This is a genomic window from Acinetobacter sp. CAU_H_S170_2 (assembly GCF_058890445.1).
In genome coordinates, this window is record NZ_JBZYAE010000001.1 from 2,505,893 (window position 1) to 2,531,261 (window position 25,369).

Consider the following 25,369-nt stretch of genomic DNA (forward strand, 5'->3'; position numbering starts at 1 on the left):
GGTTATGGCATCAAAAACTATTTTTAATATTTCTGAAGAAAAAACAGCGAAACTAGCAGTACTCATTGATGCAGATAACGCATCAGCCAAGGATATAAAAAATATTTTAGATGAACTTACCAAATACGGAGAAACAACAGTAAGGCGTATTTATGGGAACTTTGTTAGCCAAAATGGTAGCTGGAAACAAGCCATAAATGATTTAGCGATTAAACCCATGCAACAATTTGCTTATACCACAGGAAAAAATGCCACTGACGGCTTTATGATTATTGATGCGATGGATTTACTCTATACTAATCGTTTTGATGGCTTTGCTCTAGTTTCTAGTGATAGCGATTTTACTGCCTTAGCTATTCGTATTAAAGAACAAGGAGCAACCGTTTACGGTTTTGGAAAAATGCAAACTCCTGATGCCTTTAAAAATGCTTGCTCACATTTTACTTATGTGGAAAACTTAAGTGATGAAGAAGTTGCAACAATACCTCAACCAATTAAACAACAGAAAAACACCCAAACAGTAACTAAAGAAACTACTAAAATAGAATCAAAAACTATAACAACCTCCAATTCTAATACTGAACTCCCCTTATCCACTATACAGCAAGTTTTTGATAATCAAGATGCTGAATGGATTACTGTTGCATCTTTAGGCTCTCAACTAAAATTAATGAAAACTGATTTTGATCCAAGAACTTATGGATTTAAACGCCTTAATGATTTAATTAAAGGCTTTCCGCAAATTTTCGAATGTGATGAACGTACTCTAGAAAATGGGCATAAGCACTTGTATGTAAAGTTAAAATAAAACAGTTCGATGCTTTTGTAGTTTGCTTGATGAAAGCGCCTAAGGGTAAAGCTCCCCCCTACCCAAGTGAATGATTTGATGAAGAAATTGATTGGTCTGATTAGTTTTGGAATAAAAAATCCGCTTTAGAGCGGTTTTTTATTTATATGTTTATTATTTTTTTGAGCGATATTTTCCAAGTTTCTTATGATTTTCTCGTAGTCATTAACATTATTTATTTGCGCAAATTGAGATTCAATTTTTTTAAGATCAAACTCACTTATAACATCACTATTTATTTTTAAAAGATACTCAAAAGTAATTACTTTTCTGGCAATAAAATTTGTTTTAATGCCATCATAAGTATAAATAAAGAAAGGAATACAACCTAATAAGAAATAAAACACCATAAAAATGTAGAAGTTTTTATGATTTCTTAAGACCCAGTTTTTCTCTTTTTCTTCACATTCAACTCCATCTCGCTCGTCATCAAGTTTCTTCTTTACTTTCGAAAATAATATTACGCACATAAAAATGGTTACTAAGCCAAGCATCATCACAATGAGACTATAAGTCTTAGCTTGAAATCTATCTAAACTACGTAAAGCTATACTTTGATAAATCTCATCACTAAAACTTGATGAAGTCTGCACTAAAAAATTAATAATTCCATTTCCAAGAAAGCTAAATATGGGTTTCAATACTACTTCCCAAACACCACTTCCTAAACCACCTACAATTAAAGTACCTAAAATCCCAAGTACCCAACCTAGTGCATTATGTTTTTTTATAAAATCTTTCATCATCAATAAGCTATATAAATTTCAATCAATAATACTATATAAAGGTTGGTTTATTCCTAATAATTAACAGCTTAAGTTTTACCTAAAATTTAAAATATAAAGCTAAAAAACCTCCGAAGACATAACATTGAAGAAAACATGGTCACTAAAAAATATTCTCAATCAGCAAACTCGAAGACTTTGGATGCATCCAACTATCCAAGTCCTTTTTTATGCTTGATTTCTGAATCCCTCTCCTTGCGAAGCTTCGCTTCTCACCTTTAAAAAAAGGAAACTTTGTCATGTGATTAATTTGGTACGCGAAGTTCCCTCTCCTTTAATAAAGGAGAGGGCTAGGGAGAGGATTTCTACATGAAGTAGTTTTTAATTCCCCCAAATTACTACACTAAACGTATTCTATTACTTTAAAAACATTCACCACTTTAAGAAATCAAAGGACAAAAATGAAAATAACCATTCTCACACTTTCTACCCTTGCCTTCTTCAGCACCACTGCCTTTGCAGAAACCAAACCCAATGTTCCTACCATAGAAGCTAACCAAATATTTAAAGCCGCAGGCTTTTCAAAAACCAAACATGGCTGGGAAGGTAGCTGCGACACAGGTAAAATCACCACATACAAAGACTTAAATGGTGACGGGCTAAAAGACGCGGTCATTTCAGACTACAGCACCATGTGCTATGGCAACACAGGTGTCGGTTACCACATCATTTCTCAGCAAAAAGCTGGAACATGGAAACTCATTTTTGAAAACATGGGCATCCCTACTTTTCTACAAACCAAAGGAAAAGACGGTTGGCCAGATATTGAAAATGGTGGCCCCGGATTTTGTTTTGCTGTTTACCGCTGGAATGGTCAAAAATATGATGTCAACCGTTATGAATATAACGGCAAAGCCTGCACATTAGACTATTAACACCTTAGCATAGTAAATTTCATATCAGTGAATATATAAACTGATTGATTTAACAAGCTTTTACAGACAGGGATAACGCCTCAATTACTTGGAGCTTTTTTTATAAAAATGACCTCAGTTATACGACTAAAGAGCACTGAATGACTTAAAAATGACATCTGAACTGTGCTAATTTAGATCAAAATTGAACATAAATACGCACAAACAATAAAGAGGGTTTAAAAATGTCAAAACAAATTTTAATGCTCGTCGGTGACTATGCCGAGGACTATGAAACTATGGTGCCTTTTCAGTTTTTAACAGGTCTCGGTTATACCGTTCACGCAGTCTGTCCCGATAAAAATGAAGGTGAAAGCATCGCCACAGCCATTCATGACTTTGAAGGTGAGCAGACCTATAGTGAAAAACGCGGTCATAACTTTGCTATCAACTACAACTTTGAAGCGGTACACACTGCGGACTATGCCGGTTTAGTCATTCCCGGTGGTCGTGCGCCCGAATATTTACGCATGAATGAACGTATTCTTGAGATCGTGCGTGAGTTTGATGCTGCGAAAAAACCAATTGCAGCAGTTTGTCATGGTGCACAAATTCTTGCGGCAGCCGATGTACTCAAAGGTCGTACTTGTTCCGCTTACCCTGCCTGTGCAGCCGAGGTGAAACTTGCTGGTGGGACTTATGCGGACATTGAAGTGACTGAAGCTGTAACCGATGGACACTTGATCACAGCACCGGCTTGGCCTGCCCACCCTGCTTGGATGGCACAGTTTATTCAAGCTTTAGGGGCGACTGTGACGATTTAATTGTGTTGTTCCTCAAATGAATCTTTTATGAGATGGCCTATCAGCCTTTAGATTCAAAAATAAAAAAGCTCCTTCGATTCAAGGAGCTTTTTTTATAACATTAATGCTTTCGATTCAGTTTATAAACAGTTCTTACTATTCATAATTTTCAAATATTTTAATCGATTAAACTACCTCGTCACGCCTAACTTATTCCAAATTTCTGGGGTTAAAAAAGTCGTGACCAATTTATTCAAATCCACATAGCGCAGTACGCCTTGCAACTGCCCTTTCACTTCAGGGTTCTTTAAAATTTCCTCACCTGTAATCTGTCCAAGTTCTTGAAAGCTGTCTCCAACCGCTTGTAAGCCTTCAGCTTGAATCACTGCTTTGGTCTGCGCTGAACATTGCTCCACCAAAATGCGTTGTAATACTTGTGCTAAGTTTTTATCTAGCTGTGTCCGCTGTGCATCGGTGACATTGCTATACACCTTCAGATCAGGATGTGCAGCCAGTGCCGCAAACGTCCACTGCAACACAGTAGTTTTATCTGTTGCTGTCGTTGACTTCACCAAACAATTACTCAATTGGTCGACTGTAGTACTGGCCGTTGCAACTTGGACTGAACCACACAAGGCTGCTGCCAAAACAGCATGACGAAAAATAACAGAAGACCGACCACGTAAAACGCTTAAAACAGGCTGTGACATAAACTCAACTCCAATCAACAATTGCATTCTTTGTATCACAAAGCCCGCCAATCAGCCTGTTATGGAACTGTAAAATTACCGTGTAGTTGGAGAAAATTAAATCGCTCAATTCAAGCGATTTCCCTATTTAACTCAGCAGTTTCAAAGGCAGTGAGCTGTGGGTGTACGGTCGGGCATGCATTCCAAAACCAATAGAAGTAACCTTTGGGGTCAAGCAAAGTATACATCTGAATCGTAGATTGACTACTTTCGCCCTTCCAACACGCTAAAGCAGCATTACGGTTATTATGTAAATCGATAAATTCAGGAGCAACTTGCTTCGGCATTTCAGGAATATAAAGTGCGTCACCATGTTCTACCCACAAATCAGCCAAGTAAATTTTTCGGTCTTTTGGAAAATATCGTCCTGCTGAAATTACTAAAGGTAGTTTATTTGGATCGGTCGAAGCAAATACATGCGGAAAGTCATGATGCTCTAGGTCTGTGACGACAAAGGGATATAAGGTTTTTGCATCTAGATTGATTTGAGTTGGGTCATAAGGGAAAAAATGACCGGCCAACATGCCATATTGATATTTAATTTGAGACAACTTTTTCTGCGTAGCCTGTACCTCTATCGCCTGTCTAGCTTTCACCAAAGTCATACCAAATGCGGCAGCAGTTTCTGGCGTGGCTTTGAGTGGCATAAACTCAAAAGAGTTTCCTGCGAACGCTAATTGGGTCTGCTCTCCCCAATGGGTTTGGATCGTCGCTATTTCTTTGGGTACATCATAAACATGCCCCCTACTCATATGGGCGTTGGTTGAGGATGCTTGAATCAGCTCAATAGCATCTGATACTTCGGCTAAATACTCGGGTGTTCCACCATTGTTGTAAAAATAAGGCTGAGCTGAAATATCAACGTCTATTTCTTGCACGGTCTGATCTAGCAAAGGCGCAGTAAAATAGGTGGCTGGGGTTTGCACATTACTCATGATGTATTTCCTTTGGTTGAGGTGCTCACATGAAGTGCGGTCGCAAACAGCCTAAAATCTTACTTCATTTGCTTGAGCATATTTTTAGCACCTGTGTGGTTATGATTTTTGGCTAAGTTCTGCAAAACATATTTTGCCTGCCCTTTAGGGTTGGAAAAACGACTGCTATAACTTGGAATACCCGTTAAACAACGTGCAACTAATATGCCCGATTCGGTATAGACATTTGAGGCATCCGACCCCGGCAAACGACCATAGTTATATGCGCGTTGTGCACTGTTACAGGCAGCGACTTGGTTGCGTCCACTGTTAATATCACGGCGTGCAGCCACATACAGTTTGGCCTGTTGCTGCTGCGGTGTTTCTACAGCTTTGGCGACTTTAGGTGGTACTTCCACTTTGTTTTCTTTTTTAGGCTCTACTTCTTTTTTGCTTTCTTCCTCTTTCTTCACCTCTGCCTTGATCGCAGGTGCCTTCGTCACCGCTTTTTTGCTTGGTGTAATAGGTGCCATACTCCGTGGTGCTGGCTCAGTCAGTACTTTGCTTTGTAAATTAACCACACGAGTATCATTTGAGTTAGGCAGTTTACGTTCAGACAATGCCTCAATGCTCACCGACCACTGCTCGCCATTATTGAGCTGGCAACGAAAAGCACCCGTACCCTGTTTTAAACTGTTATAGGTGCGAAGTAATTTTTTCGCCCACGGATCTTTCACTAAGCTAAAACTACTTTTTTGTGTCTGAGTAAAACGCCCACCATGTGCTTGGCAATACTGACTAAACATGCTGCGTGGATATAGCACCTCGATATCTTTTTCATTTTTTACGCCTACCGTGTGATAGACGTATTCTTTGCTGTTTTTATCGGTATCATTAATTTTTCGTTCTACGATTAATTCTTGTGGTGATGCAATATTTTTAAAAGGTGCTTGTGCTATATTTCCCAGACTGGTACAGCCCTGCAACACACTCCCCAAAACCCCAAATACACATAAAATTTTATAATTCACTACGACTTTACTCTTAAACACCCGCATAAAAACATTAGCGGAAAGCTCATAAAATAACAAACTTAAATAACTGTTTTTATTATTTATTTTAGCTTGACGCACACATCATTCTGCTTTGTTTTATGATAAACCCAACAACATTTCATCAATTTAATTTGACCCATACAACAAAAATTACAGACAAGATGATGCTTGAGCACATAAAAAACCTGCCGTGAACAGCAGGTGAGATACATCAAAAATATTTAGTCATCCAAAGTCGATTCAAAAGCTTTTAGACGCTTATAAATCGAGAGCAGTTCAATAATGGTTTTCCATGACAAAATTAGATATTGAAATGACTCTCGTACTTTATCAAACACATTACCAATTTGGTTGATTAAACCTAGAGTCATTTTCCCTGCTGCAATTGCGGGAAATAACACCACCAAACTGTATAAAATATCCAGTTGTCGATACCATGTCGCGACTAAGTTAAAATAAGCATAGTGAAAATAAAGTCTAAAATAATTCTTTCTTACTCTGCTAAACAGTTCGACCAATGTTGCAGGTTGGGCACGGTCTGCATGGTCTTCCCCATACACCAACTCTTTACGGTAAGCCGCTTCAACCTTCTGATTATTAAACTCTAAACCTGGTAGTTTACTTCCCACTACCATTAACAAGACCGTACCAAAAATAGCCCAAATAATAGAAGCCCAAACTAGGGAATGCTTTACTTCACCCACAATAGGCAATTCAGGAACATTCTTTGAAAGCTCAAATAGAATTGGTAAGAAAGCCACCAACACCATCACAGCCTTGATCAACTCAACGCCCAAATCTTCTAAAATAGTAGCAAAGCGCATAGTGTCTTCTTGCACACGTTGTGATGCCCCTTCTATATGACGCAATTTTTCCCAGTGTTGGGTGTAGTATTCATTCATCGCTGTACGCCACCGAAATACATAGTGGCTGGTGAAAAAGGCATTGATCACTGCGAAAGTGACCGCAACCATCGCAATATACAAGAAGGTTAAAGTACCCATATATAGGTCTTTAATGTTACCGCCTTTACCAAGCATGCTTTGAATGAGATCCCAAAATGGTCCATACCATGCGTTGATGGCAACACTGACCTGTACACCAAACCAGATGTTAAACAGAATAAATGCGGAGCCCCAAATCGACCATCTTTGCCATTTATTGTCTGAGACAAAACGCCAAAATAAGGCAAAAAAGGTTGTTGCTATAAAAAACCAGAGATAGAACCACAGAAAAGACGGAGACCAAAAACGGCTCACTCCTATAGGCAGTTCAGCCGTTGCATATCCTTGCGGCCAACCTATGACGCTTCCCCATGTATTTCCCCCTGTGTACCACAGTACGACATTGATCACCGACCAAAGTAATACCGAAATGAAGAACCATCTAGGGTTTGGGAAAAATGACTTAAACATGAACGATATATATCCCTTTTATATTTCAGGTATGCAATCCGTGCATACTAATCCTTATTTCTTAATTTAGTACAATCGCATTACAGCAAGTTTGTACACTTTACTTATCCTTATTGGGTTATACGTTATTTGATTTGTATACCCCTTCACAAGAGCTCAGGACATTATTTTCCGACTTGATCAGTCACATCACAATCAAAATAAATTATTTCAATAACTTATGAAAATACGAACGGGCTTTGCCCCAGATTTAAAATAATATTTTATTGCTTATAACTTTTGGGTTTCAAACTGAAAAATTGCTTAGGATTTAAAGCGAGTGCAATGATGGTATTTCTCTGACAACCATACGATTACTTGTTGATTTTATGTATGAAAGAATGAAGTTTGCACATTTTAAAATAACTTCATGCTACTATCTTTTCATTAAAAACTATTGGATCTATGACATGGAAACCCTAGTACTTGAACTGATCAAACCACTCACACTGACAAAAGAAGACTTTCCACCCATTAACTTTGAAGAAGGCACTGTGCTCAAAGTTCTCATGAAAACACCTACAGGTTACTTGGTAACGGCGGACTCTCGTTTTAATTTTACGGTGTCTTTTGATGATGAAAATCAAGTGTGGCAGAAGCTTTAATTTGCAACGCTCTTTAATAAAAGAATAATCCATTCAATAAGATAAAAATAAAAACCATCTTTTTTTATTGATTTAAAACTGGTTATTTTTATTAAAATTTAGTTTTCTTATACCGAATCAGCAAATGAATACCGTGCTGAGAGTTTTCTATACCTATTGATTTTGTGATTTCTGGGGCTCATTTGTATCGTCGTTATGCATCCATTTTATCCTTAATCTCTTGATTTAATTGATCTACATTAAATCCTTCATCCTTGTTAAGTAAAACTTTGAACTATAAATCAGAAAAAGAGAAAGGATTTGAAAATCTTCAGTCTATAACTCTATATTTACCGACTCATTCACCAAGCTCATTACTATTTAAATCTAGGTCTTTCTGCAAAACCTATCGCTATAAAAAAGCCTCAGATACGAGCATCCAAGGCTTTTCAATTTTTAAACGTGTGCTGAGCTAAGTTATTGCGCGGTATAACCACCATCCATTACCACGGCTTGACCCGTTACACCGCCCGCCTTATCGCTGGCAAGGAAGATTGCATAATCCGCAATTTCTTCTACACTCAGTAAGCGTTTTTGTGGCACCATCGCCAAAATCACATCTTCTAATGCACTTTGCTCACTGACATTTCGAGTTTTAGCCAAGTCATGAATTTGACCGCGTACCAACGGTGTATCGACATAGCCCGGACACAGAGCATTCACCGTAATACCATCACGCGCGCACTCTAAAGCCGCCACTTTGGTCAAACCAATCACACCATGCTTAGCACTGTTGTAGCCGGCCTTGCCAGCAAATCCAATTAATCCATTAATCGAAGCCATATTAATCACGCGACCAAACTGCTGTGCTTTCATGATTGGAAATGCGTACTTAATGCCAATGAATGACCCCACCAACATGACATTAATCAGCTTTTGATAGACTGCAGTTGGAAAGTCTTCAATCACTGCAACATGCTGAAAACCCGCATTATTGATGAGAATGTCCAACCGACCATAAGTTTTCTGAGTCAGTTCAATCGCAGCTTTATATGCTTCTTCATCAGTCACATCACAAGGCGCAGACAATGCTTCAAAGCCTTGCTTTTGAAGTGCCGCCACAGTTTCAGAACACTTCTGGGCATTCATATCAGAAATGACAACTTTGGCACCTTCACTGGCAAATTTCTTTGCAATTTCATGTCCAATACCACTGGCTGAACCTGTAATAAATGCCACTTTATCTTTTAACAGTTGACTCATGATGTACTCCGTTGTCTTCTTTTTTCATTCCAAAGTCTTAAACAATACCAAACCAAGTAAAGGCAGCAATAGCAACAAATACCGCGATGGTTTTAATAATCGTGATGGCAAAAATGTCTTTATAGGATTGTTTATGGGTTAAACCTGTCACAGCAAGCAAGGTAATCACGGCGCCGTTATGCGGTAAGGTATCCATACCGCCAGAAGCCATCGCAACAATACGGTGTATGACTTCAGGTGGAATACCCATGGCTAAAATCGCAGCATTGTATTGATCGGCCATCGCACTTAAAGCGATACTCATACCGCCAGAGGCTGAACCAGTCACACCCGCTAAAACTGTCGTGGTAACCGCACCATTGACCAGTGGATTGGTAAAAGTATTGCCCAATGCATGACTAATAATCGCAAAGCCCGGTAAGGCCGCAATAATCGCACCAAAACCATATTCAGATGCGGTATTCATCACGGCAAGTAAAGACCCGCCAATACTGGCATTGACACCATCTTTGAAGCCCGTATAGACACGACGGAAGTCAAATGAAATTGCCGCGATAATACCCACAATTAAGGCTAAACCCACGGCCCAAATGGCAGAAGTTTTCGCAACATCGACGGTGTAAGCTGCAAGTCCAATAGCATTAAAGTCGAAACCGTTTGGATACCATTCTTTAATTGCAGTGGATAAATACTTATTGGTCACGGCAACTAAAATGAGCGGTACAAAAGCCAACCATTGACGTGCGGTAGAACCATTCGCTGTTGTATCTAAGTTTTGCTTCAGTTGTTGTTGCTCGGCTTCAGTCAGCTCAATACCTGTGGCATAACCATCGCCATTTCGAGCGGCTACACGGCGACGCCATTCCAAATAGCTCAAGCCTGTAGCAAGAACAAATACCGCACCAATCAAACCGAGAAAAGGTGCTGCATAAATGTCTGTACCAAAAAAGGTCGTCGGAATAACGTTTTGAATCTGTGGGGTTCCCGGCAAGGCATCCATGGTAAAGGTAAATGCACCAAGGGCAATGGTTCCCGGAATCAAACGCTTTGGAATATTGGCTTGTCTAAAGAGTTGATTTGCAAATGGATAAACTGCAAAGACCACCACAAAGAGACTGACACCGCTATAGGTTAAAATCGCACCCAAGAGCACAACAGTTAACATCGCATTTTTAGAGCCAATCAAATTCACAATGGTTTTGGCAATGGATTCGGCAATCCCTGACATTTCAACCACTTTACCGAAGATGGCACCGAGTAAAAACACCAAGAAATAATCTTTAATGAACCCAACCATTTTGGGCATAAATACGCCTGAATAAAAAGGCAAAACGTTAGCAGGGTTAATCAGTAAAACTGCCAACAGGGCACAAATTGGTGCCATAAGAATGACAGAAAAACCTCTGTAGGCTGTATACATCAGTAGCCCAAGAGACAATAAAATTACACACAAATCCCACATATTTTTTACTCCATCCTTAAAGAAAATATGTCTTGATGTGCTGTAATATTAATGGCGAATGATGTCAAACCTAGTTGAGTCACAGTGCAATCAGCCTGTGTGGAATACGCATTCATCGACCGTCTATTTCCCTCATGACGAGATGTCTATTTGCATTCTGATCTATGTACTATATTTATCCATCAGAGCATTAATATTTCAGCTTATGGGTCAGACTATAATGCATATAAACCCACGCATTGTTTGAAAATAATCATTGAGTAAGAAGAAAAATTGATTAATATCCAAGCCCTAGCAAGACTGATAAAACTAATTGCATCAAGTTAAAGGTAAAATTTTAAAATCGAACGAAATGACTATTTTTATATTTTTCATTCAGTTAAAACATATTTTTACAGACTATCATGCTGTTCGATTTATACTGCTTTGACGACTTGATAAAAATGCACCCACTTCCATCACTTGATCTGTTTTGACCGTCTGTTGTATTTTTCATGTAAACCATTTGAGAACAACACGTTCATTTTCATTCAACATCGTGTTGCATCATTGCTCAGGGAAGCTCATGACACTCAAACAATTAAAAGCCTTTTTGGTCCTTGCACGTACGCTTAATTATGCCAATGCAGCCAATGAGCTGTGTCTGAGCCAATCCGCTCTCAGCTTAAGTATTAAAACATTAGAAGAAGAACTCGGTGGAAAACTGTTTAAACGCAACACGCGCCGAGTAGAAATCACCACTGAAGGTCAGTCCCTCATTCCCTATGCCAAAAAGCTCTTGGCCAACTGGGAGGATATGGAAAAAGATGTCAAACAGCGCTTTAAACTCAACCGTGGTACTTTAAATATTGCCTCAATGCCCTTTGCCACTCATGCGGTACTCCCCGAAGTGATGCATGATTTTGCACAGCAGCACCCCAACATCAGTTTTTCAATCCATGACATCACCAATGAAAAAATCATTGAAAAAGTTCAAGAAGGCATCTTTGAGATTGGCATTTGTTTTGAACCTAAACCGAATGATCAACTGATTTTTCAGCCCTTATTCAATGAAGACTTTTTGGCTCTGCTGCCCAAACACCACGTCTTAGCAAAACAAAAAAGCGTGACATGGCTTGAACTCTGCTCTTATCCTTTTGTGACCTTACAAAACCCCTCGATTATTCGGCATGTGATTGAGGAGCAGTGTGCGGCGCATCAAGTGGTGTTGGATTTGAAAGTCGAATGCCACCAAATCAGTTCTCTATCTCACTTTGTTGCCTATGGTATGGGTGTCAGTGCTATTCCACGACATTTCCAAAAATTCATCGATCTTGAAAAAAATGTGTTGGTTGAAATTGAGGACAATCAAGCGCAACTCGCGGTGGGCATTATTTATAAAAAAGATTATGAACTGTCTAACATGTCGTCCCAATTTATTGAAACCACACTTTGGCATCATTTCTAAGCGAAGCTCTCCCTCCTTCGGACGAAACTGAAGCTAAACCTTAATAGCTCAGAATAAGCCGTATGATTATTTGCATGGCTTTACCACATGCTTTGACTCTTCTTTTATTTATTTTTCTTCGTAAATATTCTGCATTAATGAGTTTTTCTTATTATACGTTAGAAAGATTCAATTTCTAAAAAGTGCAGTGCAATGCTAAAAAAATAACAAGCAAGGAAGATCAGGAAATAAAAGATGAATAAAGTCGTCGCAAATGCAGCCGAAGCATTGGCTGATGTGGTTACCAATAATCAAACGGTTGCCGTGGGTGGTTTTGGCCTCTGCGGTATTCCAGAAGCATTAATTGATGCCTTAAAAGATACAGGTGTCACAGGTTTAACCTGTATTTCGAATAATGCGGGTGTGGATGGCTTTGGTTTAGGTAAATTATTAGAAACCAAACAAATTAAAAAAATGATTGCGTCTTATGTCGGTGAAAATAAAGAGTTTGAGCGTCAGTATCTCAATGGTGAACTTGAAGTTGAGCTCACTCCGCAAGGTACACTCGCAGAAAAACTACGTTCAGGCGGCGCAGGTATTCCTGCATTTTTCACCCAAACAGGTGTAGGCACCCTCATTGCCGAAGGCAAAGAAGTCCGCGACTTTGATGGTCGTCCGCATATTTTAGAAATGTCCCTTACTGCGGACATTGCTTTAGTGAAAGCCTACAAAGCCGATAAAGCCGGTAACTTGGTATTCCGTAAAACAGCACGTAACTTTAACCCTGACTGTGCCATGGCAGGCAGATTCACCATTGCCGAAGTTGAACAGGTGGTTGAAATTGGTGAAATTGATCCAGATGACATCCATTTACCGGGGATCTACATCAACCGCGTGGTGCTCAATGCCACCCCCAAAAAGCAGATCGAACAACTGACCATTAAAGCAGAGGAAGCTTAATTATGGCTTGGACACGTAATGAAATGGCGCAGCGTGCTGCCCTTGAACTCGAAGATGGTTTTTATGTCAACTTAGGTATTGGCTTACCGACCTTAGTGGCCAATTATCTACCCGAAGGGATCAATGTTTGGTTACAGTCAGAAAATGGCTTGCTCGGTATTGATGAGTTTCCAACCCGTGATGCAGTCGATGCAGACTTGATTAATGCAGGAAAACAAACTGTCACCGCACGTAAAGGGGCTGCATTTTTCTCAAGCTCAGAATCCTTTGCCATGATTCGTGGTGGTCATGTCAATATTGCTATATTAGGTGCAATGGAAGTCTCTGAAACGGGCGACTTGGCAAACTGGATGATTCCGGGTAAAAAAGTCAAAGGCATGGGCGGCGCAATGGACTTGGTCTCTGGTGTACAAAAAGTCGTGGTACTCATGGAACACTGCGCCAAAGATGGCACGCCAAAAATTGTGCCTCAATGTACCCTACCACTCACGGGTAAAGCTGTCGTTAGCCGTATCATTACTGACTTAGGAGTGATGGATATCACTGCTGAAGGTATGAAACTGGTTGAACTGGCACGCGATGTGAGCCTAGAACAAATCCAGAAAGCGACTGGATTAGAACTTATCATCAATGACTTTAAAGCTGCTTAAGTACAAAACAGCATCATTCAAAGCAGCTTCGGCTGCTTTCTTATTGGGCTCACTCAAAAATATTTTCAGTTACCAATAGGTATTTTTATGGCCTTTAAATCAAACATAAAAACCATCATCAGCTTGTTCAAGAGCATCTCTATACTCCCAAATTTAGGGAATGATGACTCCCGCGCACATCTTTTTAACCCAAATATCGGATGAAAAACCACACCGCTCGGCTACTATATTTGCATTCCACATCTAGAGGTTCCCATGTCACAACAAGATTATGAAAATGGTTTAAAAGTTCGCACAGAAGTCATGGGCGAATCTTTTGTTAAACGTGCTCAAGACAATACTGTACCTTTCACCCAACCTTTGCAGGACTGGATTAATGAACATGCTTGGGGCTCAACATGGCAACGTGAAGGTGTCTTACCGCGTAAATATCGCTCGTTAATTACCATTGCATTTTTGACGGCACAAAAGAGTCCAACTGAGTTGAAAGGTCACGTTCGTGGTGCGCTAAATAACGGTGCAACGGTTGAAGAAATTCAAGAAGTCCTTTTACACAGTTTACCTTATTGCGGCGCACCTGCGACTCAAGAGGCGTTCCGCGCTGCACTGGAAGTGATTCAGGAATATCAAAGTAATCCATAAATAGATTAAGCGCCCATACAAAAGCGTCTTTTGCAGTCGTATGGCGCGATTCATCTGGTTTGGCTATGCAGCATTTTTGGTTAGCCAAACCATTTTCATTAAAAGGCTTTGGTTACACTCATGCCTACACTAAAGTTTCGGCCATCGGCAGGTTCAAAGAAGCGACTATTGCCGTCATTCACAATTACTGAGCCAACATAGTTACGGTCAAACAGGTTATCAACTCGGGCATAGCTGTTTACTTTCCAGTCACGATTTACCCATAAATAGCCGACATTTGCAGCCATGACGGTATAACTTGGCGCAGTATCTGAGTTGATATCATCGACATAAATTTTATCCATATAGCGTGCTTCTAAGCCTGCTTGGAAACCCTGTTCAGGTTGCCATGCAATACGAGTAAACGCTTGGTTTTTGGCAATTCCGGGAATCTTATTTCCTTTATTAATGGCTTTCGCATAAGGTTTTTTTGAATCATCTGGATTCGCTATTTCTGCTGTATAACTATCAAATTCAGCATCGATATAACTAAAGCTCGATTGTATGTTGAGCTGTTTCCAGATCGTTTGTTGCCATGAAAGCTCTAACCCTTGTCGCGTGGTTTGATCTGCATTACGAAAAGTCGCACGACCATCACGTGTTCCCGCTGTCACTATATCGTTTTTTGTATCTGTCTGGAAAACAGCTAAAGTGAAGAGCCCGAATGGATTCTGCGACTTTAAACCTAGCTCGTAATTATCACTACTCGCAGGTTTTAACGCAAAATTCATACCCGATTTCTTAGGATCAGCGTTATAAGCCATTTCGGTAAAGGTAGGGGTTTCAAAGCCTTTGCCATAACTGGCATAGGCATAAAGTTCAGGTGAAATTTCCCAACCTAATGCCACAGATGGCAATAATTTTTGATAATCGGTTGAGCCACTGTCATCACCATTGCCATCTACAATGTAATGATCATCGGACTCATAATGCACATTGCTATAGCGTAAGCCTGTATCAAGATGCCACGTAGGTAAGAACTGCCATGAAGCTTGTACATACGGATCTAAATTCCATAAGGTATTATTTTCATTACGGCGTAATGCACCTTTTACACCAAAGTTACTTTCATTATCATAATTTTTATAGCCTTTCCGGTCTTCAACCATCCGGTCTAAAGCCACACCGGCAACTAAAGTTGTATTCGGTAAAAGCGCTTTACCCGTCCAACGGAAGTCTGCACCATAATAATCCCGATCAAAATCAATCACGCCACCTGCATGGCGATCATTCTCTTGAAACTCTTTTGGAATCGACTGATATTGTACAACTTGTCGGTTGCCCAAATAGAACATGCTATACAACTCTTGCTGGTCATTCAGCGGCTTAGTCCACGTCAGTCCTGTTTGGGTTTGTTCAATTTCTTTACGGACATTATAGGTATTTTTGCTATCATTGACTTGTTTTGGATTGGCTTTCCACTGCTCACGCTTTAGACCTTGTGGGTCGTCAGCATCAATATCGACACGATTCATCACCCAGTTGATTTTACTGCCATCCTCTAAGTTCCACGTCAGTTTGGCATTATTCAATACTTTTTGTGCTGCACTATGGTCTCGAAAACCATCAGTATCAAAATAAGAAGAACTAATCACATAAGCGGGCTGATTGGCCTGTTCGGAACCCCCTTGTAATTGGATATTGGCTTGTTGCTTATGGTGGCTGCCTGCATTAAGACCCACTTGGATTGAGTCTTTCCCTTGCCCTTCTTTGGTCTCAGTCAAGATGGTTCCACCTGATGAGTTACCATATAAAGATGAAAATGGCCCTGTCAGTACTTCAATGTGATCTAAACTATTGAGGTCAATATTGGAACTTTGCCCTTGACCATCAGGCATGGTCGCAGGAATACCATCGACATACATCCGAATGCCACGCACGCCAAAAGTCGAACGAGCGCCAAAGCCACGCATCGAAATCTGTAAGTCTTGCGCATAGTTTTCACGGTTATTGATTTGTAAGCCTGCAACCCCTTGTAAGACTTCAGATAGGTTCACATTGGCATTGTTTTGTACTGTAGCCGCTTGGACTTTTTGAATGGATGCAGAAGTCGATAACAACTCGCTATCGGTATGTACCGCTTGGACGGTGATGACGGGAAGTTGATATTCTGTGGTTTCTGCATAAGCATGCATAGACTGTAAAATAACCGCAGTCAATAAGGCTTGTTTAAAAGGCGCAGGCATCAAATAAGTTAATCGCACAATATTTCCTTGCTTGTTATTACCATAAAAATGGGAAGCCTATCATCTCGACAGGCTTCCCATACAATAAAACGTTTTAATCGGCTAAGCTATACGCAACCACATAATCACCATGATCAGGCGACTGACGTGCCCCACCTGCGGAAATGACCACATATTGCTTGCCTGTTTTTGGAGAAATATAGCTCATTGGTGTACCTTGGCTACCTACGGGTAAACGCGCTTTCCATAACTCTTCACCATTAGATGAATTGAAGGCGCGCAAGTAGAAGTCTTGTGTTGCAGCAAAGAACACTAAACCACCTTGAGTTGCCATTGGACCACCAATAGTTGGCATACCAATCGGCGCTTTTAAGCCCATTTTGATGCCCATTGGACCCGTATCTTCAACCGTACCTAAAGGCACTTGCCAAGCCACTTGACGGGTTTTCATATCAATCGCCGTCATGGTTCCGAAAGGTGGTTTTTGACATGGAATACCTAATACCGACATAAAGCGGTTTTTATTCACTTTATACGGTGTACCTTTCATTGGCACTGCGCCCATACCTGTGTTGACCTTCTCTCCACCACTGGCTTCAAGTTTTAAATCTTCAGGCGTTTGTTTAATCAGCTGAATCCACAGACCTAGGCGCATGTCGTTGACAAACATATAACGATGCGTTGGGTCAAATGCGATACTGCCCCAATTCATCCCACCCAACGAACCCGGAAAACTTAAAGATATATCAGAACCCGGTGCTGTAAAAAGACCGTCATAGCGCATTGATTTAAAGTTAATACGACACATCAACTGGTCAAATGGCGTTGCGCCCCACATGTCCGATTCAGTCAAAGTTTGATTGCCAATTTGTGGCATTTCAACTGAACGTGGCTGAGTTGCACTGTATTGCTCATCAGGAATATCTGCAGCTTTTACAGGTTGCTCAACCACTTTGGTTAAAGGCTGACCCGTAATACGGTCAAGTACAAAGAACTGCCCTGACTTGGTGCCAATGACGACAGCAGGTTTGGTTTGCCCATTTTGCATCGGAAAATCGACCAAGCTTGGCTGCATGGGTAAATCGAAGTCCCAAAGATCATTGTGAACGGTTTGATAAACCCACTTCTCTTTACCTGTGGTTGCATCCAAAGCCAAAACGGAAGAATTGTACTTATGGTCTACAGGTTGACGATTTCCACCCCAGACATCGACCGATGAACTTCCCATCGGTAAAAACACCGTGTTCATTTGCGGGTCGTAGGACATTGCAGCCCAAGAGTTAGCTGAACTACGTTTGTAGATTTCACCCGGTTTGAGGACATAGTTTGGATTTGGGTTACGTGGATCAAAAGCCCAGCGTAGCTGTCCAGTAATCACATCATAAGCACGAATCACACCACCCGGCATATCGGCTGCAAAGTTGTCAGCAATACGACTTCCAACGATGATACTGGTGCCTGCAATGGTTGGCGCCGAGGTCACTTCAAAACGAGGCGCTTGCGTGCCCGCACCTAGACCATCTAGTAAGTTCACTGTTCCATCAACACCAAAGTCTTTACAGCGTTCGCCTGTATCGGCATTGACTGCAATTAAACGACCGTCAGGTGTATTGGTATAAACACGACGTGGACATGCAGTATTATTTGCCACCGCTGTCACCGCACTTGCACCTGCTAAAGTCGGTTGTACCAAGGCTTGAGTCGAGTCAAAGTAACCCACACCACGGCAACGCTCCCAAGCATCGGCTTTTGAGTTCACTTCAGCCTTCCAGATTTGTTTACCTGTATCTGCATCTAAAGCAATAATGTTGTTATGCGGTGTACATAAAAAGACTTTATCACCGACCTGTAAAGGCGTGAGCTGGTCTTCTGCGCCATTACCCGTACCTGTGGTCATATCGCCTGTTTGAAAGCGCCATGCTTCCTTTAACTTAGATACATTATTACGGTTAATTTGATCCAGTGCGGCAAAACGACTTCCACCGGCATCATTACCATAGTGCGACCAATTCACTTGTTGAGTTTGAGCTGTTACAGGCACTAGGGGTAGTTCTTCACCACTGGCTTTTACCGTTGGATGTGGAATAAACATGCCATACAAACCACCGAGCATACCTAACACCGTTAAACCACCTAAGGCATAAGCGGGTGCTGAAGGCGCAATTTGAAATTGGTACTTACGAATAGCAGGTAAAGTAAAACAGAGTGCGGCAAATAAACCCGCAGGGAACATTAAACGTGAATGGAGTGCCCAAAAATCCCAACCTGCATCAAACAGTGCCCAAACCACGGTTCCAAGAAAAACCAGTGCAAAAATCCAGACACCCAATGCTTTTTTTCTAAAAATAAATATTGCGGAAATAGTAGTCAATAAACCTGCAATGAGGAAGTACCATGAACCACCTAGACTAATCAGTTTTCCACCACCGATTAAATAAAATAAGCCAGTCAGCAATAAAGCTAAGCCTAATATAAAGCACCATATTTTAAATATGGGTTGAGATTGCGCTTCGGACATACTTTTTACTCCAAATGCTGTGTTTTAAATGATCTCTCCTACTTTGTTTTGAGCATCATTCACACCACATCCAAACTTTGAGCATCCACAATTAACTTGCTTCAACAATGAAAAAAGAGTGTTTAGGGACTGTTGATATTTCATAAATGGCTTGCGTTGTAGGCTAAAATTGAGCAGGCAAGGCATGGAACGATGACAATAGTGGGACTATTTTCAAGTTTCATAACGATGCCTGTGAAGATTTTAGCCACAACCTTTTAGGACTAGAGTATTTTTTGATGCTACGTTGTTGCGAACCACTTATTTAGAATGACTAAATTGCGTATTTCACGCCTAGTATCATCTAAAAAATACTCGTTGTCGCAAGCATAGATGAAGTGTCAACAGCCCCTGACTCAGCAACAGTATTGCTTACATTTTAAACACTCTTTCACTTTAAATACGATTAAAAATTCACCTTAACGCTAAGACCCGCTACCCAAGCATCATCCACTTCTTTCACACCAGAAGGTTGATAGATATATTGTAGGTTGGGTCTGAGCATCACCGCAGGTGACCACTGATAGGTATAGTTCAACTCAACATTGAGTTCGTCATGTTGAATTGGGACATAATCGCTAGCGAGCGCGTCATAACTGTAATAACCACGGCCTTCGTTAGTGGCGATTTGCTTGTCCGTCGCACGATCATTCACGACATAATTGGCTAAACCAAAACCAATAGAATCATTAGGACGGCTATCAAAAGGACCTTTGTACCAAAGCGCCAGTTGTTGTGTACTTTCTACAAATGTTGTGGCCTTATCGTTCACTACGCCATTAAAACTGATATATAAACCACGCTTCGGATCAGCTCCGTGTTGGGTCAGTTGTTGTTGTGCATTCAGCCAAAAACTGTATTTTCCATCTTGCATTTCACCACTGCGAATGTCTTTTGCCTCAGCCGTGGAATACAGTGCACCCACTTTATATTCACCAGACAAACCATTAAATGCTGCTAACTTTGGTTTCCAAGCCAACTCTACAGGAATGGTTGCCCCCTCAACATTGTCCATGTCAAGGTTAAAACCATCACTGTCTGAGTCTGTTTTGACATTGTCTGGATTGACTTCATACACGCCCAAACCAAGTGACCATGCAGGTGCAAATTGGTATTTAATATTGGTGCCCCAGAGTCCTACAGGCCAGTTGTACCAGATCGAACCGATGGATTTACCTAACTGACCACCACACAAAAGTAAGTTCTGGAATTCACATTGTGAGCTGTTAAAGTCATCCGACATGCCCATACGTCCAATCTTAAATTGGACACGGTTATCATCAAATCCTGTTTTGATCCAAGCCTGAGTTAAGCGCCAAATCTTGCCACGCCCGTAAATTTCTTGAGTATTGCCTAAAGTACTGGCACGCGGGTCTTTAATGCGTTCAAGCGTTAAGGCGTTACCATCACGTTTGGTAATCATTAAGCCTGCGGTGGTGTTTTCCCAACCCGCAATTTTATTTAAATCAAAATTGGCACCCAGTGTGAGCTGCGCGGCATTGTCAAAACTATTGTCATCGTTATAACCACCATCCAGATTGGTTGCCGCCTGACTCATAATTGCCGCAGTAAATTTATAGCCTTGATCTTCCAGTTGCTTCCGCTCACCGTTCCAATCCCCAAATAACCATTGACGATCAGCCGAATAAAATTCATTGGCCGAAGCCAGCTGGCAAGTTAAAAGTGCCAAAGATAATGTGCCAAGTTTTAATAGTTGTTGCATACCAAACATCCCTTTTTGTGAGGAAAGCTCAACTCAAGTGAGCTTTCCATGCATTTATGCTTATTTAATATGAACGGCTGGACTGAGTTCAGAAGTTGCACCTAAATGATCGGTCACATTGGCTGTCACACTGGCAGCACCACTCAGTGTTTTCCAAGTAGTTTGACCTTGACCTTGTGCATTGGTTTTTACCACTTGCGCACCTAAGTACTGTTCAGCTTCTTGACCATTCGCTTGAAGGTTGGCAAAGAATTCAACGTGATAACGTTGATTTGGTTGCCCTTGAACTGTCGCGGTGACTTGACCTTTGTTATAGCTTAAACGTGGCGCTAGGATATTTTGGTTTGGGATCGCATTACAGCCTTGTTCATTCGACTGTGTACAGGTTTTTTGCAGTTTTGCTGCTTCAATCACCACACCACCACCACGAGAACCGACAAAGCCAGCATGTTCAAGTGCAGGCACTGCAAATACAATGGCACCCAAACGTTGATCTGGCACACACGAACCACCTGCTTCACAGCGTTTAATGTCTTTGCCATTGTCCCAAATTAGGTTTTTGGTCAATGTCGTACGGGCATTGGCATCTTTTTCTGAACGAATGGCAATGCCAAGACGGTTACCATGCACTTTGTTACTGTCAAAAATGTTGCCATCACCCGTGAGGTTAAAGCCTATCGAATTGTTGGTCAGTTCGTTATAAGCGATGTAATTGCGCTTACCCCAGTTAATTTGCAAACCATCAGAATAGTTTTCAAATTTGTTGCCGACCACTGCGTTGTCATTGCCCCACAGGATTTCAATACCCTGAGACGGCTCTGGATTGGCTTTGGTTGAAGTAAATAGGTTATTGGCAACAAGGTTAAATGCGGCGCCACGAGTCAGCTCTAAACCATCACCATTATCGACAAACAAGTTGTTCAAGACTTTGTTGTTATTAGTGGTGGTCGAGGTCGGATTGCCCTTACCGTCATCACCCGTCAACATCACGCCTGAGCCACCGTAGTTATTACTGATACGGTTATGTTGAATCAAGTTATTGCTTGAACGGTTCACCAAAACACCAATACAGAACCGATGAATATCCAGACCTTTTAGCGTCACACCATTCACATCTTGTAGAACCAGACCCGGCAAAGTCGTGGTACGGACATTGGTGCCGTACTGTTCAGGGTTTGCCCCTGGGCAGGCTTTCGCGCCTTCACCTTTAATATAGTTTGAACCATCAATCGCAATAAACTCGCCTGTTTTGTCCCATTGCATCCCGATGATCTTCACTGAAGACTTAATTGGCGGCAAAGGCTGATTTAGTTTAATTGCATAGGGGGCTTGCCCCACAGCTTGGATGTGAATTTCATTTTCTTGCGTCGCATTGGCATTCGATTGTTCAATCGCCCAACGCAGTGAACCTTTTGCACTATCGTCCTGATAACGATCCACAATATAAGTTTCTGCACTGGCCAAACCTGATGCCGCTAAACTCAAAACCAATGTGGTCAAACGTAAAGTTGATGGTTTCATATTTTAAATCCTTTTCTATCCTTGAACATGAATAACGCAGTGCGTTAAGGGGTTGGTTGTACAGTTTTCAGCAACTGTTTGAGTTGAGTCACATCAATTTGACCCGGTGCAGAGGCTTCACCAATCATGCCAAAACTTAGGCTACCGCCCATGTTGGCAGTCGCCACACGTGAAATGGTGCCCAACTGCCCCATCGACATGGTCAGTAGTGGTTTTTGACTTTTTTGGCTGACGACCAAGGTGGCATTCATGAGGGTAAAGACATCTTGTTTTGACTTTGGCATTACCGCAATTTTCAAAATGTCGGCACCCATCTGATCTTGTTTTAGCAGACGGTTTTCAATGTCTTGTTGCTCAGGTGTCTTTGCAAAATCATGATTCGACATGATCACCAACACCTTCTTGTCATGCGCCAATTGGATTAATTTCGCCACACTGCCTGCATCACGGAACATTTCAATATCCAGCAATTGCATAAATGGCTTTTTCAGGTATTCACGATAAATTTTTTCATAGTTTTGGTCAGACACCGTCATTTTTCCGCCTTCGTTATGGGTACGAATGGTGGCGATTAACGGTTTGTCTTTTAAAATTTGATTCAACTGCTGACCCAATGCCATCACTTTTTTAGTGTCGGCAGAAAATTCCAATAGGTCGATACGAAACTCAGCCACGTCAGCGTTTGGGTTATTGGCAATCACTTGGGCTTGGGCAATGGCTTGCTCTGCTGTCTTTGCGGTAATCGGCACAATAGTTTTGACAGGTAAGTCACCAATATTGAGGTTTTTCACCATATAGTGTTGTGCGCTTGATTGAGCCACTTCCGCTGCAAATGCTGGCATTGCTGCTAAAACAGCACTGCTTAAGCAGAGTTGCATCGCAATTTTTTTAATCTTCATCATTACATTTCCTTGTATTTTCAAATTATTGCCAGACTTCTGTCATCAACGGCAAATATACGTGGGATGAATGAAATGGGTCATACCATCACCACGTATAAACTTTTATCTTTAGAGTTAGTTCAAGATGTCTCGCACTAAATCTTGGAAAATTTAGATATCCAAAAAGACCGTTTCGTCTTCTCCTTGAATACGAATGTCAAAGCGATACACCACTTCACCATCACGCTGTTCACGTTTTGCAATGAGGGTTTGACGACGAGGTGCCCACTCAATGCCTTTCAGCACAGGATCTTGTGCATTGGCTTCCGCTTCATCTTCAAAATAGACACGAGTGTTCAAACCGATGTTGATACCGCGTGCGAAAATAATCAGGGCAATATGCGGGGCTTGAGTTGTGCCTTTACGTCCCGGAACAGCACCCGGTTTAATGGTATTGAAACTCCAAAAACCAGTTTCAAAGTCTGCCCCTGTACGTCCCCAACCGAAGAAGTTTGGATCGACCGCTTTGCCTTGAATATCCGCCGCACTTGGATACACGCCGTTGGCATCAGCTTGCCAAATCTCGATTAAAACATCACGTAATGGCAAACCTAAGCCGTCAAACACCTGACCTTCCAAGCGAATGCGTTCGCCTAAAGTATTTTCTTTAACCAGTTGGTTGTTAAAGTTATTTTCAAAGACTTCAATGTTGGCTTGTTTTGGTAACAAACCAATGTGTACATATGGTCCACCTGTTTGAGATGGAGTTTCATGCAATTCTTGAAAGTTCCAATTGTTCATGTTGCTCTCCCTGAATTAAGTCAAATCATTTTCGAAATAAGTCGCACGACGACCACGTAAAGTGATGTCAAAGCGGTAACAACGGCTGTCTGCTTCAATGAAGTTGCTCTTGTCTTCTAAAGCAATCAATGCGCGACGTTGTTCTTCCGAAGGAATGGTTTTAATAATCGGACACGAATCAATCAGCGTATCGCCTTCAAAGTAGAACTGCGAAATAAGACGTTGTGCCCAACCATCAGCAATCAAAGAGAAATGAATGTGTGCAGGACGCCATTCATTAATACGGTTACGCCAAGGATATGGACCCGGTTTAATGGTACGGAATACAAAATAACCATTGGCATCGGTCATCATGCGACCACAGCCGCCAAAGTTCGGGTCCATTGCACCAATAAATTGGTCATTTGGATGACGGTAGCGCCCTGAAGCATTGGCTTGCCACACTTCGAGCAAAGCATTTTTGACTGGGCGACCAAACTGATCACGGACATAACCATGCACAATAATGCGCTCGCCAATCGGCAAACCTTCTTTGGCATAGTTCAAGATCAAATCATTGTCTTTAGGACCAAACTGGTCTGCACTGAAATGCGGTGCGGTCACTTCAGTTAAAGTTTCTGCAATTGAGATCAATGCATTTTTAGGCGAGCGTAATACACTGGTTTTATAGCCGGGTGCATATGCTGGCGGATGATCTTCGGTATTGCGTTGTGCATAAGCACCTAAAATAAGTTGCGACATGTGACGTCCCTCTTAATCTTGTTCCATTACTCTTGATTCATTTGTTCTTGGCTAAGCTGCTGTTCGCTGAGCTTTTGCGGGGCAATACCCAAATCTGCAAAAACTTCTTCTGCCATATGCATAGCTGCATTGGCTGCGGGTAAACCTGCATACAGAGAACAGTGCAAAATCAACTCTTTTAAATCATCCTTGGTCACACCATTGTTAAAACAAGCACGTAAATGCATACGTAGTTCGTCTTCACGGCCCAGTGCCAATAAAACGGCAATGGTGACTAAGCTACGGGTATGACGCGGCATGCCCGGTCTAGACCAGACTTCGCCCCACGCAAAACGGCTAATAAAATTTTGGAAGTCGGCATTGAAATCATTCAAGTTCTCAAGTGAACGACCGACATGCTTTTCACCCAGCACTTCAGTGCGTACGGTAATTCCTTGTTGATAACGTTGTTCATCATTCATGGGAGAAACCT

Annotated in this window: 23 protein-coding genes; 8 read left to right on the plus strand and 15 right to left on the minus strand. The window is 41.3% G+C overall.

The window, feature by feature from the left end; all coding sequences use genetic code 11:
* Positions 1-4: 4 nt before the first annotated feature.
* Positions 5-808 (plus strand): NYN domain-containing protein, encoded by an 804-nt coding sequence (locus AC5EUN_RS12365; protein WP_058952199.1) that lies wholly within the window; start codon positions 5-7, stop codon positions 806-808.
* Positions 809-933: 125 nt separating this feature from the next.
* Here the strand turns inward: AC5EUN_RS12365 and AC5EUN_RS12370 are convergent, their stop codons facing one another.
* Entirely contained in the window at positions 934-1,593 is a 660-nt protein-coding gene (locus AC5EUN_RS12370; RefSeq protein ID WP_058952200.1) for a hypothetical protein, read from the minus strand.
* 440 nt (positions 1,594-2,033) lie between these two features.
* On the opposite strand from AC5EUN_RS12370, the gene AC5EUN_RS12375 reads away from it, so the two are divergent.
* Positions 2,034-2,507, plus strand: a complete 474-nt coding sequence (locus tag AC5EUN_RS12375) for a hypothetical protein (RefSeq protein ID WP_058952201.1) — start codon at positions 2,034-2,036, stop codon at positions 2,505-2,507.
* A gap of 224 nt (positions 2,508-2,731) precedes the next feature.
* Complete coding sequence (locus AC5EUN_RS12380; protein ID WP_058952202.1) at positions 2,732-3,310, plus strand: DJ-1/PfpI family protein; 579 nt, start codon at positions 2,732-2,734, stop codon at positions 3,308-3,310.
* Positions 3,311-3,480: 170 nt separating this feature from the next.
* On the opposite strand, the gene AC5EUN_RS12385 is transcribed toward AC5EUN_RS12380, so the two are convergent.
* The 4 genes from AC5EUN_RS12385 to sbmA form a co-directional block, all read right to left on the minus strand.
* Positions 3,481-3,999, minus strand: a complete 519-nt coding sequence (locus AC5EUN_RS12385; RefSeq protein WP_058952203.1) for a hypothetical protein — start codon at positions 3,997-3,999, stop codon at positions 3,481-3,483.
* A 110-nt stretch (positions 4,000-4,109) separates the two neighbouring features.
* Positions 4,110-4,973, minus strand: coding sequence for a hypothetical protein (locus tag AC5EUN_RS12390; protein ID WP_058952204.1), 864 nt, complete (start codon positions 4,971-4,973; stop codon positions 4,110-4,112).
* Between the two features lie 59 nt (positions 4,974-5,032).
* Positions 5,033-6,085 (minus strand): hypothetical protein, encoded by a 1,053-nt coding sequence (locus AC5EUN_RS12395; RefSeq protein ID WP_094148459.1) that lies wholly within the window; start codon positions 6,083-6,085, stop codon positions 5,033-5,035.
* Positions 6,086-6,228: 143 nt separating this feature from the next.
* Complete coding sequence (gene sbmA, locus AC5EUN_RS12400; RefSeq protein ID WP_058952205.1) at positions 6,229-7,422, minus strand: peptide antibiotic transporter SbmA; 1,194 nt, start codon at positions 7,420-7,422, stop codon at positions 6,229-6,231.
* 449 nt (positions 7,423-7,871) lie between these two features.
* On the opposite strand from sbmA, the gene AC5EUN_RS12405 reads away from it, so the two are divergent.
* Complete coding sequence (locus tag AC5EUN_RS12405; RefSeq protein WP_004694700.1) at positions 7,872-8,066, plus strand: hypothetical protein; 195 nt, start codon at positions 7,872-7,874, stop codon at positions 8,064-8,066.
* A 456-nt stretch (positions 8,067-8,522) separates the two neighbouring features.
* Here the strand turns inward: AC5EUN_RS12405 and AC5EUN_RS12410 are convergent, their stop codons facing one another.
* Together AC5EUN_RS12410 and AC5EUN_RS12415 are read right to left on the minus strand one after the other, a co-directional pair.
* The gene (locus AC5EUN_RS12410; RefSeq protein WP_058952206.1) at positions 8,523-9,308 is read right to left on the minus strand and encodes a 3-hydroxybutyrate dehydrogenase; all 786 of its coding nucleotides are present in this window, start codon (positions 9,306-9,308) and stop codon (positions 8,523-8,525) included.
* A gap of 37 nt (positions 9,309-9,345) precedes the next feature.
* Positions 9,346-10,770 (minus strand): GntP family permease, encoded by a 1,425-nt coding sequence (locus tag AC5EUN_RS12415; protein WP_094148458.1) that lies wholly within the window; start codon positions 10,768-10,770, stop codon positions 9,346-9,348.
* Between the two features lie 565 nt (positions 10,771-11,335).
* Here AC5EUN_RS12415 and AC5EUN_RS12420 point away from each other — a divergent pair.
* The 4 genes from AC5EUN_RS12420 to AC5EUN_RS12435 all read left to right on the plus strand — a co-directional run bounded on the left by AC5EUN_RS12420 (position 11,336) and on the right by AC5EUN_RS12435 (position 14,448).
* The gene (locus AC5EUN_RS12420) at positions 11,336-12,217 is read left to right on the plus strand and encodes a LysR family transcriptional regulator (RefSeq protein WP_058952208.1); all 882 of its coding nucleotides are present in this window, start codon (positions 11,336-11,338) and stop codon (positions 12,215-12,217) included.
* 234 nt (positions 12,218-12,451) lie between these two features.
* Positions 12,452-13,156: a CoA transferase subunit A gene (locus AC5EUN_RS12425; RefSeq protein ID WP_058952209.1), complete on the plus strand. Its 705-nt coding sequence runs from the start codon at positions 12,452-12,454 to the stop codon at positions 13,154-13,156.
* 2 nt (positions 13,157-13,158) lie between these two features.
* The gene (locus AC5EUN_RS12430; protein WP_058869077.1) at positions 13,159-13,806 is read left to right on the plus strand and encodes a CoA transferase subunit B; all 648 of its coding nucleotides are present in this window, start codon (positions 13,159-13,161) and stop codon (positions 13,804-13,806) included.
* A 255-nt stretch (positions 13,807-14,061) separates the two neighbouring features.
* A complete protein-coding gene (locus AC5EUN_RS12435) occupies positions 14,062-14,448 on the plus strand; it encodes a carboxymuconolactone decarboxylase family protein (RefSeq protein WP_004694713.1) in 387 nt (128 codons plus the stop codon).
* Positions 14,449-14,546: 98 nt separating this feature from the next.
* Here AC5EUN_RS12435 and AC5EUN_RS12440 read toward each other — a convergent pair whose 3' ends face one another.
* From AC5EUN_RS12440 to pcaC, 8 genes are all read right to left on the minus strand, one after another.
* Positions 14,547-16,673, minus strand: coding sequence for a TonB-dependent receptor (locus tag AC5EUN_RS12440; protein WP_058952210.1), 2,127 nt, complete (start codon positions 16,671-16,673; stop codon positions 14,547-14,549).
* Between the two features lie 94 nt (positions 16,674-16,767).
* On the minus strand, positions 16,768-19,191 hold the full coding sequence (locus AC5EUN_RS12445; protein WP_058952211.1) for a glucose/quinate/shikimate family membrane-bound PQQ-dependent dehydrogenase: 2,424 nt from the start codon (positions 19,189-19,191) through the stop codon (positions 16,768-16,770).
* 445 nt (positions 19,192-19,636) lie between these two features.
* Positions 19,637-20,953, minus strand: coding sequence for a carbohydrate porin (locus tag AC5EUN_RS12450; protein WP_058952212.1), 1,317 nt, complete (start codon positions 20,951-20,953; stop codon positions 19,637-19,639).
* Between the two features lie 60 nt (positions 20,954-21,013).
* Positions 21,014-22,474 carry a right-handed parallel beta-helix repeat-containing protein gene (locus AC5EUN_RS12455; protein ID WP_058952213.1) on the minus strand — a complete coding sequence of 487 codons (1,461 nt, stop codon included), beginning with the start codon at positions 22,472-22,474 and terminating at the stop codon, positions 21,014-21,016.
* A gap of 44 nt (positions 22,475-22,518) precedes the next feature.
* The gene (gene aroD / locus AC5EUN_RS12460) at positions 22,519-23,376 is read right to left on the minus strand and encodes a type I 3-dehydroquinate dehydratase (protein ID WP_058952214.1); all 858 of its coding nucleotides are present in this window, start codon (positions 23,374-23,376) and stop codon (positions 22,519-22,521) included.
* Between the two features lie 150 nt (positions 23,377-23,526).
* On the minus strand, positions 23,527-24,156 hold the full coding sequence (gene pcaG / locus AC5EUN_RS12465) for a protocatechuate 3,4-dioxygenase subunit alpha (protein WP_058952215.1): 630 nt from the start codon (positions 24,154-24,156) through the stop codon (positions 23,527-23,529).
* A gap of 15 nt (positions 24,157-24,171) precedes the next feature.
* Positions 24,172-24,897: a protocatechuate 3,4-dioxygenase subunit beta gene (gene pcaH, locus AC5EUN_RS12470; RefSeq protein WP_058952216.1), complete on the minus strand. Its 726-nt coding sequence runs from the start codon at positions 24,895-24,897 to the stop codon at positions 24,172-24,174.
* A 26-nt stretch (positions 24,898-24,923) separates the two neighbouring features.
* Positions 24,924-25,358, minus strand: a complete 435-nt coding sequence (pcaC, locus tag AC5EUN_RS12475) for a 4-carboxymuconolactone decarboxylase (RefSeq protein ID WP_058952217.1) — start codon at positions 25,356-25,358, stop codon at positions 24,924-24,926.
* Positions 25,359-25,369: the final 11 nt, after the last annotated feature.

Coding starts and splice junctions, on each gene's coding strand:
- AC5EUN_RS12425 (WP_058952209.1), top strand. CDS start 12,452: ATGAATAAAGTCGTCGCAAATGCAGCCGAAGCATTGGCTGATGTGGTT.
- AC5EUN_RS12405 (WP_004694700.1), top strand. CDS start 7,872: ATGGAAACCCTAGTACTTGAACTGATCAAACCACTCACACTGACAAAA.
- AC5EUN_RS12440 (WP_058952210.1), bottom strand. CDS start 16,673: ATGCCTGCGCCTTTTAAACAAGCCTTATTGACTGCGGTTATTTTACAG.
- pcaG (WP_058952215.1), bottom strand. CDS start 24,156: ATGAACAATTGGAACTTTCAAGAATTGCATGAAACTCCATCTCAAACA.
- AC5EUN_RS12430 (WP_058869077.1), top strand. CDS start 13,159: ATGGCTTGGACACGTAATGAAATGGCGCAGCGTGCTGCCCTTGAACTC.
- sbmA (WP_058952205.1), bottom strand. CDS start 7,422: ATGTTTAAGTCATTTTTCCCAAACCCTAGATGGTTCTTCATTTCGGTA.
- aroD (WP_058952214.1), bottom strand. CDS start 23,376: ATGATGAAGATTAAAAAAATTGCGATGCAACTCTGCTTAAGCAGTGCT.
- AC5EUN_RS12370 (WP_058952200.1), bottom strand. CDS start 1,593: ATGATGAAAGATTTTATAAAAAAACATAATGCACTAGGTTGGGTACTT.
- AC5EUN_RS12445 (WP_058952211.1), bottom strand. CDS start 19,191: ATGTCCGAAGCGCAATCTCAACCCATATTTAAAATATGGTGCTTTATA.
- AC5EUN_RS12455 (WP_058952213.1), bottom strand. CDS start 22,474: ATGAAACCATCAACTTTACGTTTGACCACATTGGTTTTGAGTTTAGCG.
- AC5EUN_RS12450 (WP_058952212.1), bottom strand. CDS start 20,953: ATGCAACAACTATTAAAACTTGGCACATTATCTTTGGCACTTTTAACT.
- pcaH (WP_058952216.1), bottom strand. CDS start 24,897: ATGTCGCAACTTATTTTAGGTGCTTATGCACAACGCAATACCGAAGAT.
- AC5EUN_RS12390 (WP_058952204.1), bottom strand. CDS start 4,973: ATGAGTAATGTGCAAACCCCAGCCACCTATTTTACTGCGCCTTTGCTA.
- pcaC (WP_058952217.1), bottom strand. CDS start 25,358: ATGAATGATGAACAACGTTATCAACAAGGAATTACCGTACGCACTGAA.
- AC5EUN_RS12385 (WP_058952203.1), bottom strand. CDS start 3,999: ATGTCACAGCCTGTTTTAAGCGTTTTACGTGGTCGGTCTTCTGTTATT.
- AC5EUN_RS12380 (WP_058952202.1), top strand. CDS start 2,732: ATGTCAAAACAAATTTTAATGCTCGTCGGTGACTATGCCGAGGACTAT.
- AC5EUN_RS12410 (WP_058952206.1), bottom strand. CDS start 9,308: ATGAGTCAACTGTTAAAAGATAAAGTGGCATTTATTACAGGTTCAGCC.
- AC5EUN_RS12435 (WP_004694713.1), top strand. CDS start 14,062: ATGTCACAACAAGATTATGAAAATGGTTTAAAAGTTCGCACAGAAGTC.
- AC5EUN_RS12375 (WP_058952201.1), top strand. CDS start 2,034: ATGAAAATAACCATTCTCACACTTTCTACCCTTGCCTTCTTCAGCACC.
- AC5EUN_RS12415 (WP_094148458.1), bottom strand. CDS start 10,770: ATGTGGGATTTGTGTGTAATTTTATTGTCTCTTGGGCTACTGATGTAT.
- AC5EUN_RS12420 (WP_058952208.1), top strand. CDS start 11,336: ATGACACTCAAACAATTAAAAGCCTTTTTGGTCCTTGCACGTACGCTT.
- AC5EUN_RS12365 (WP_058952199.1), top strand. CDS start 5: ATGGCATCAAAAACTATTTTTAATATTTCTGAAGAAAAAACAGCGAAA.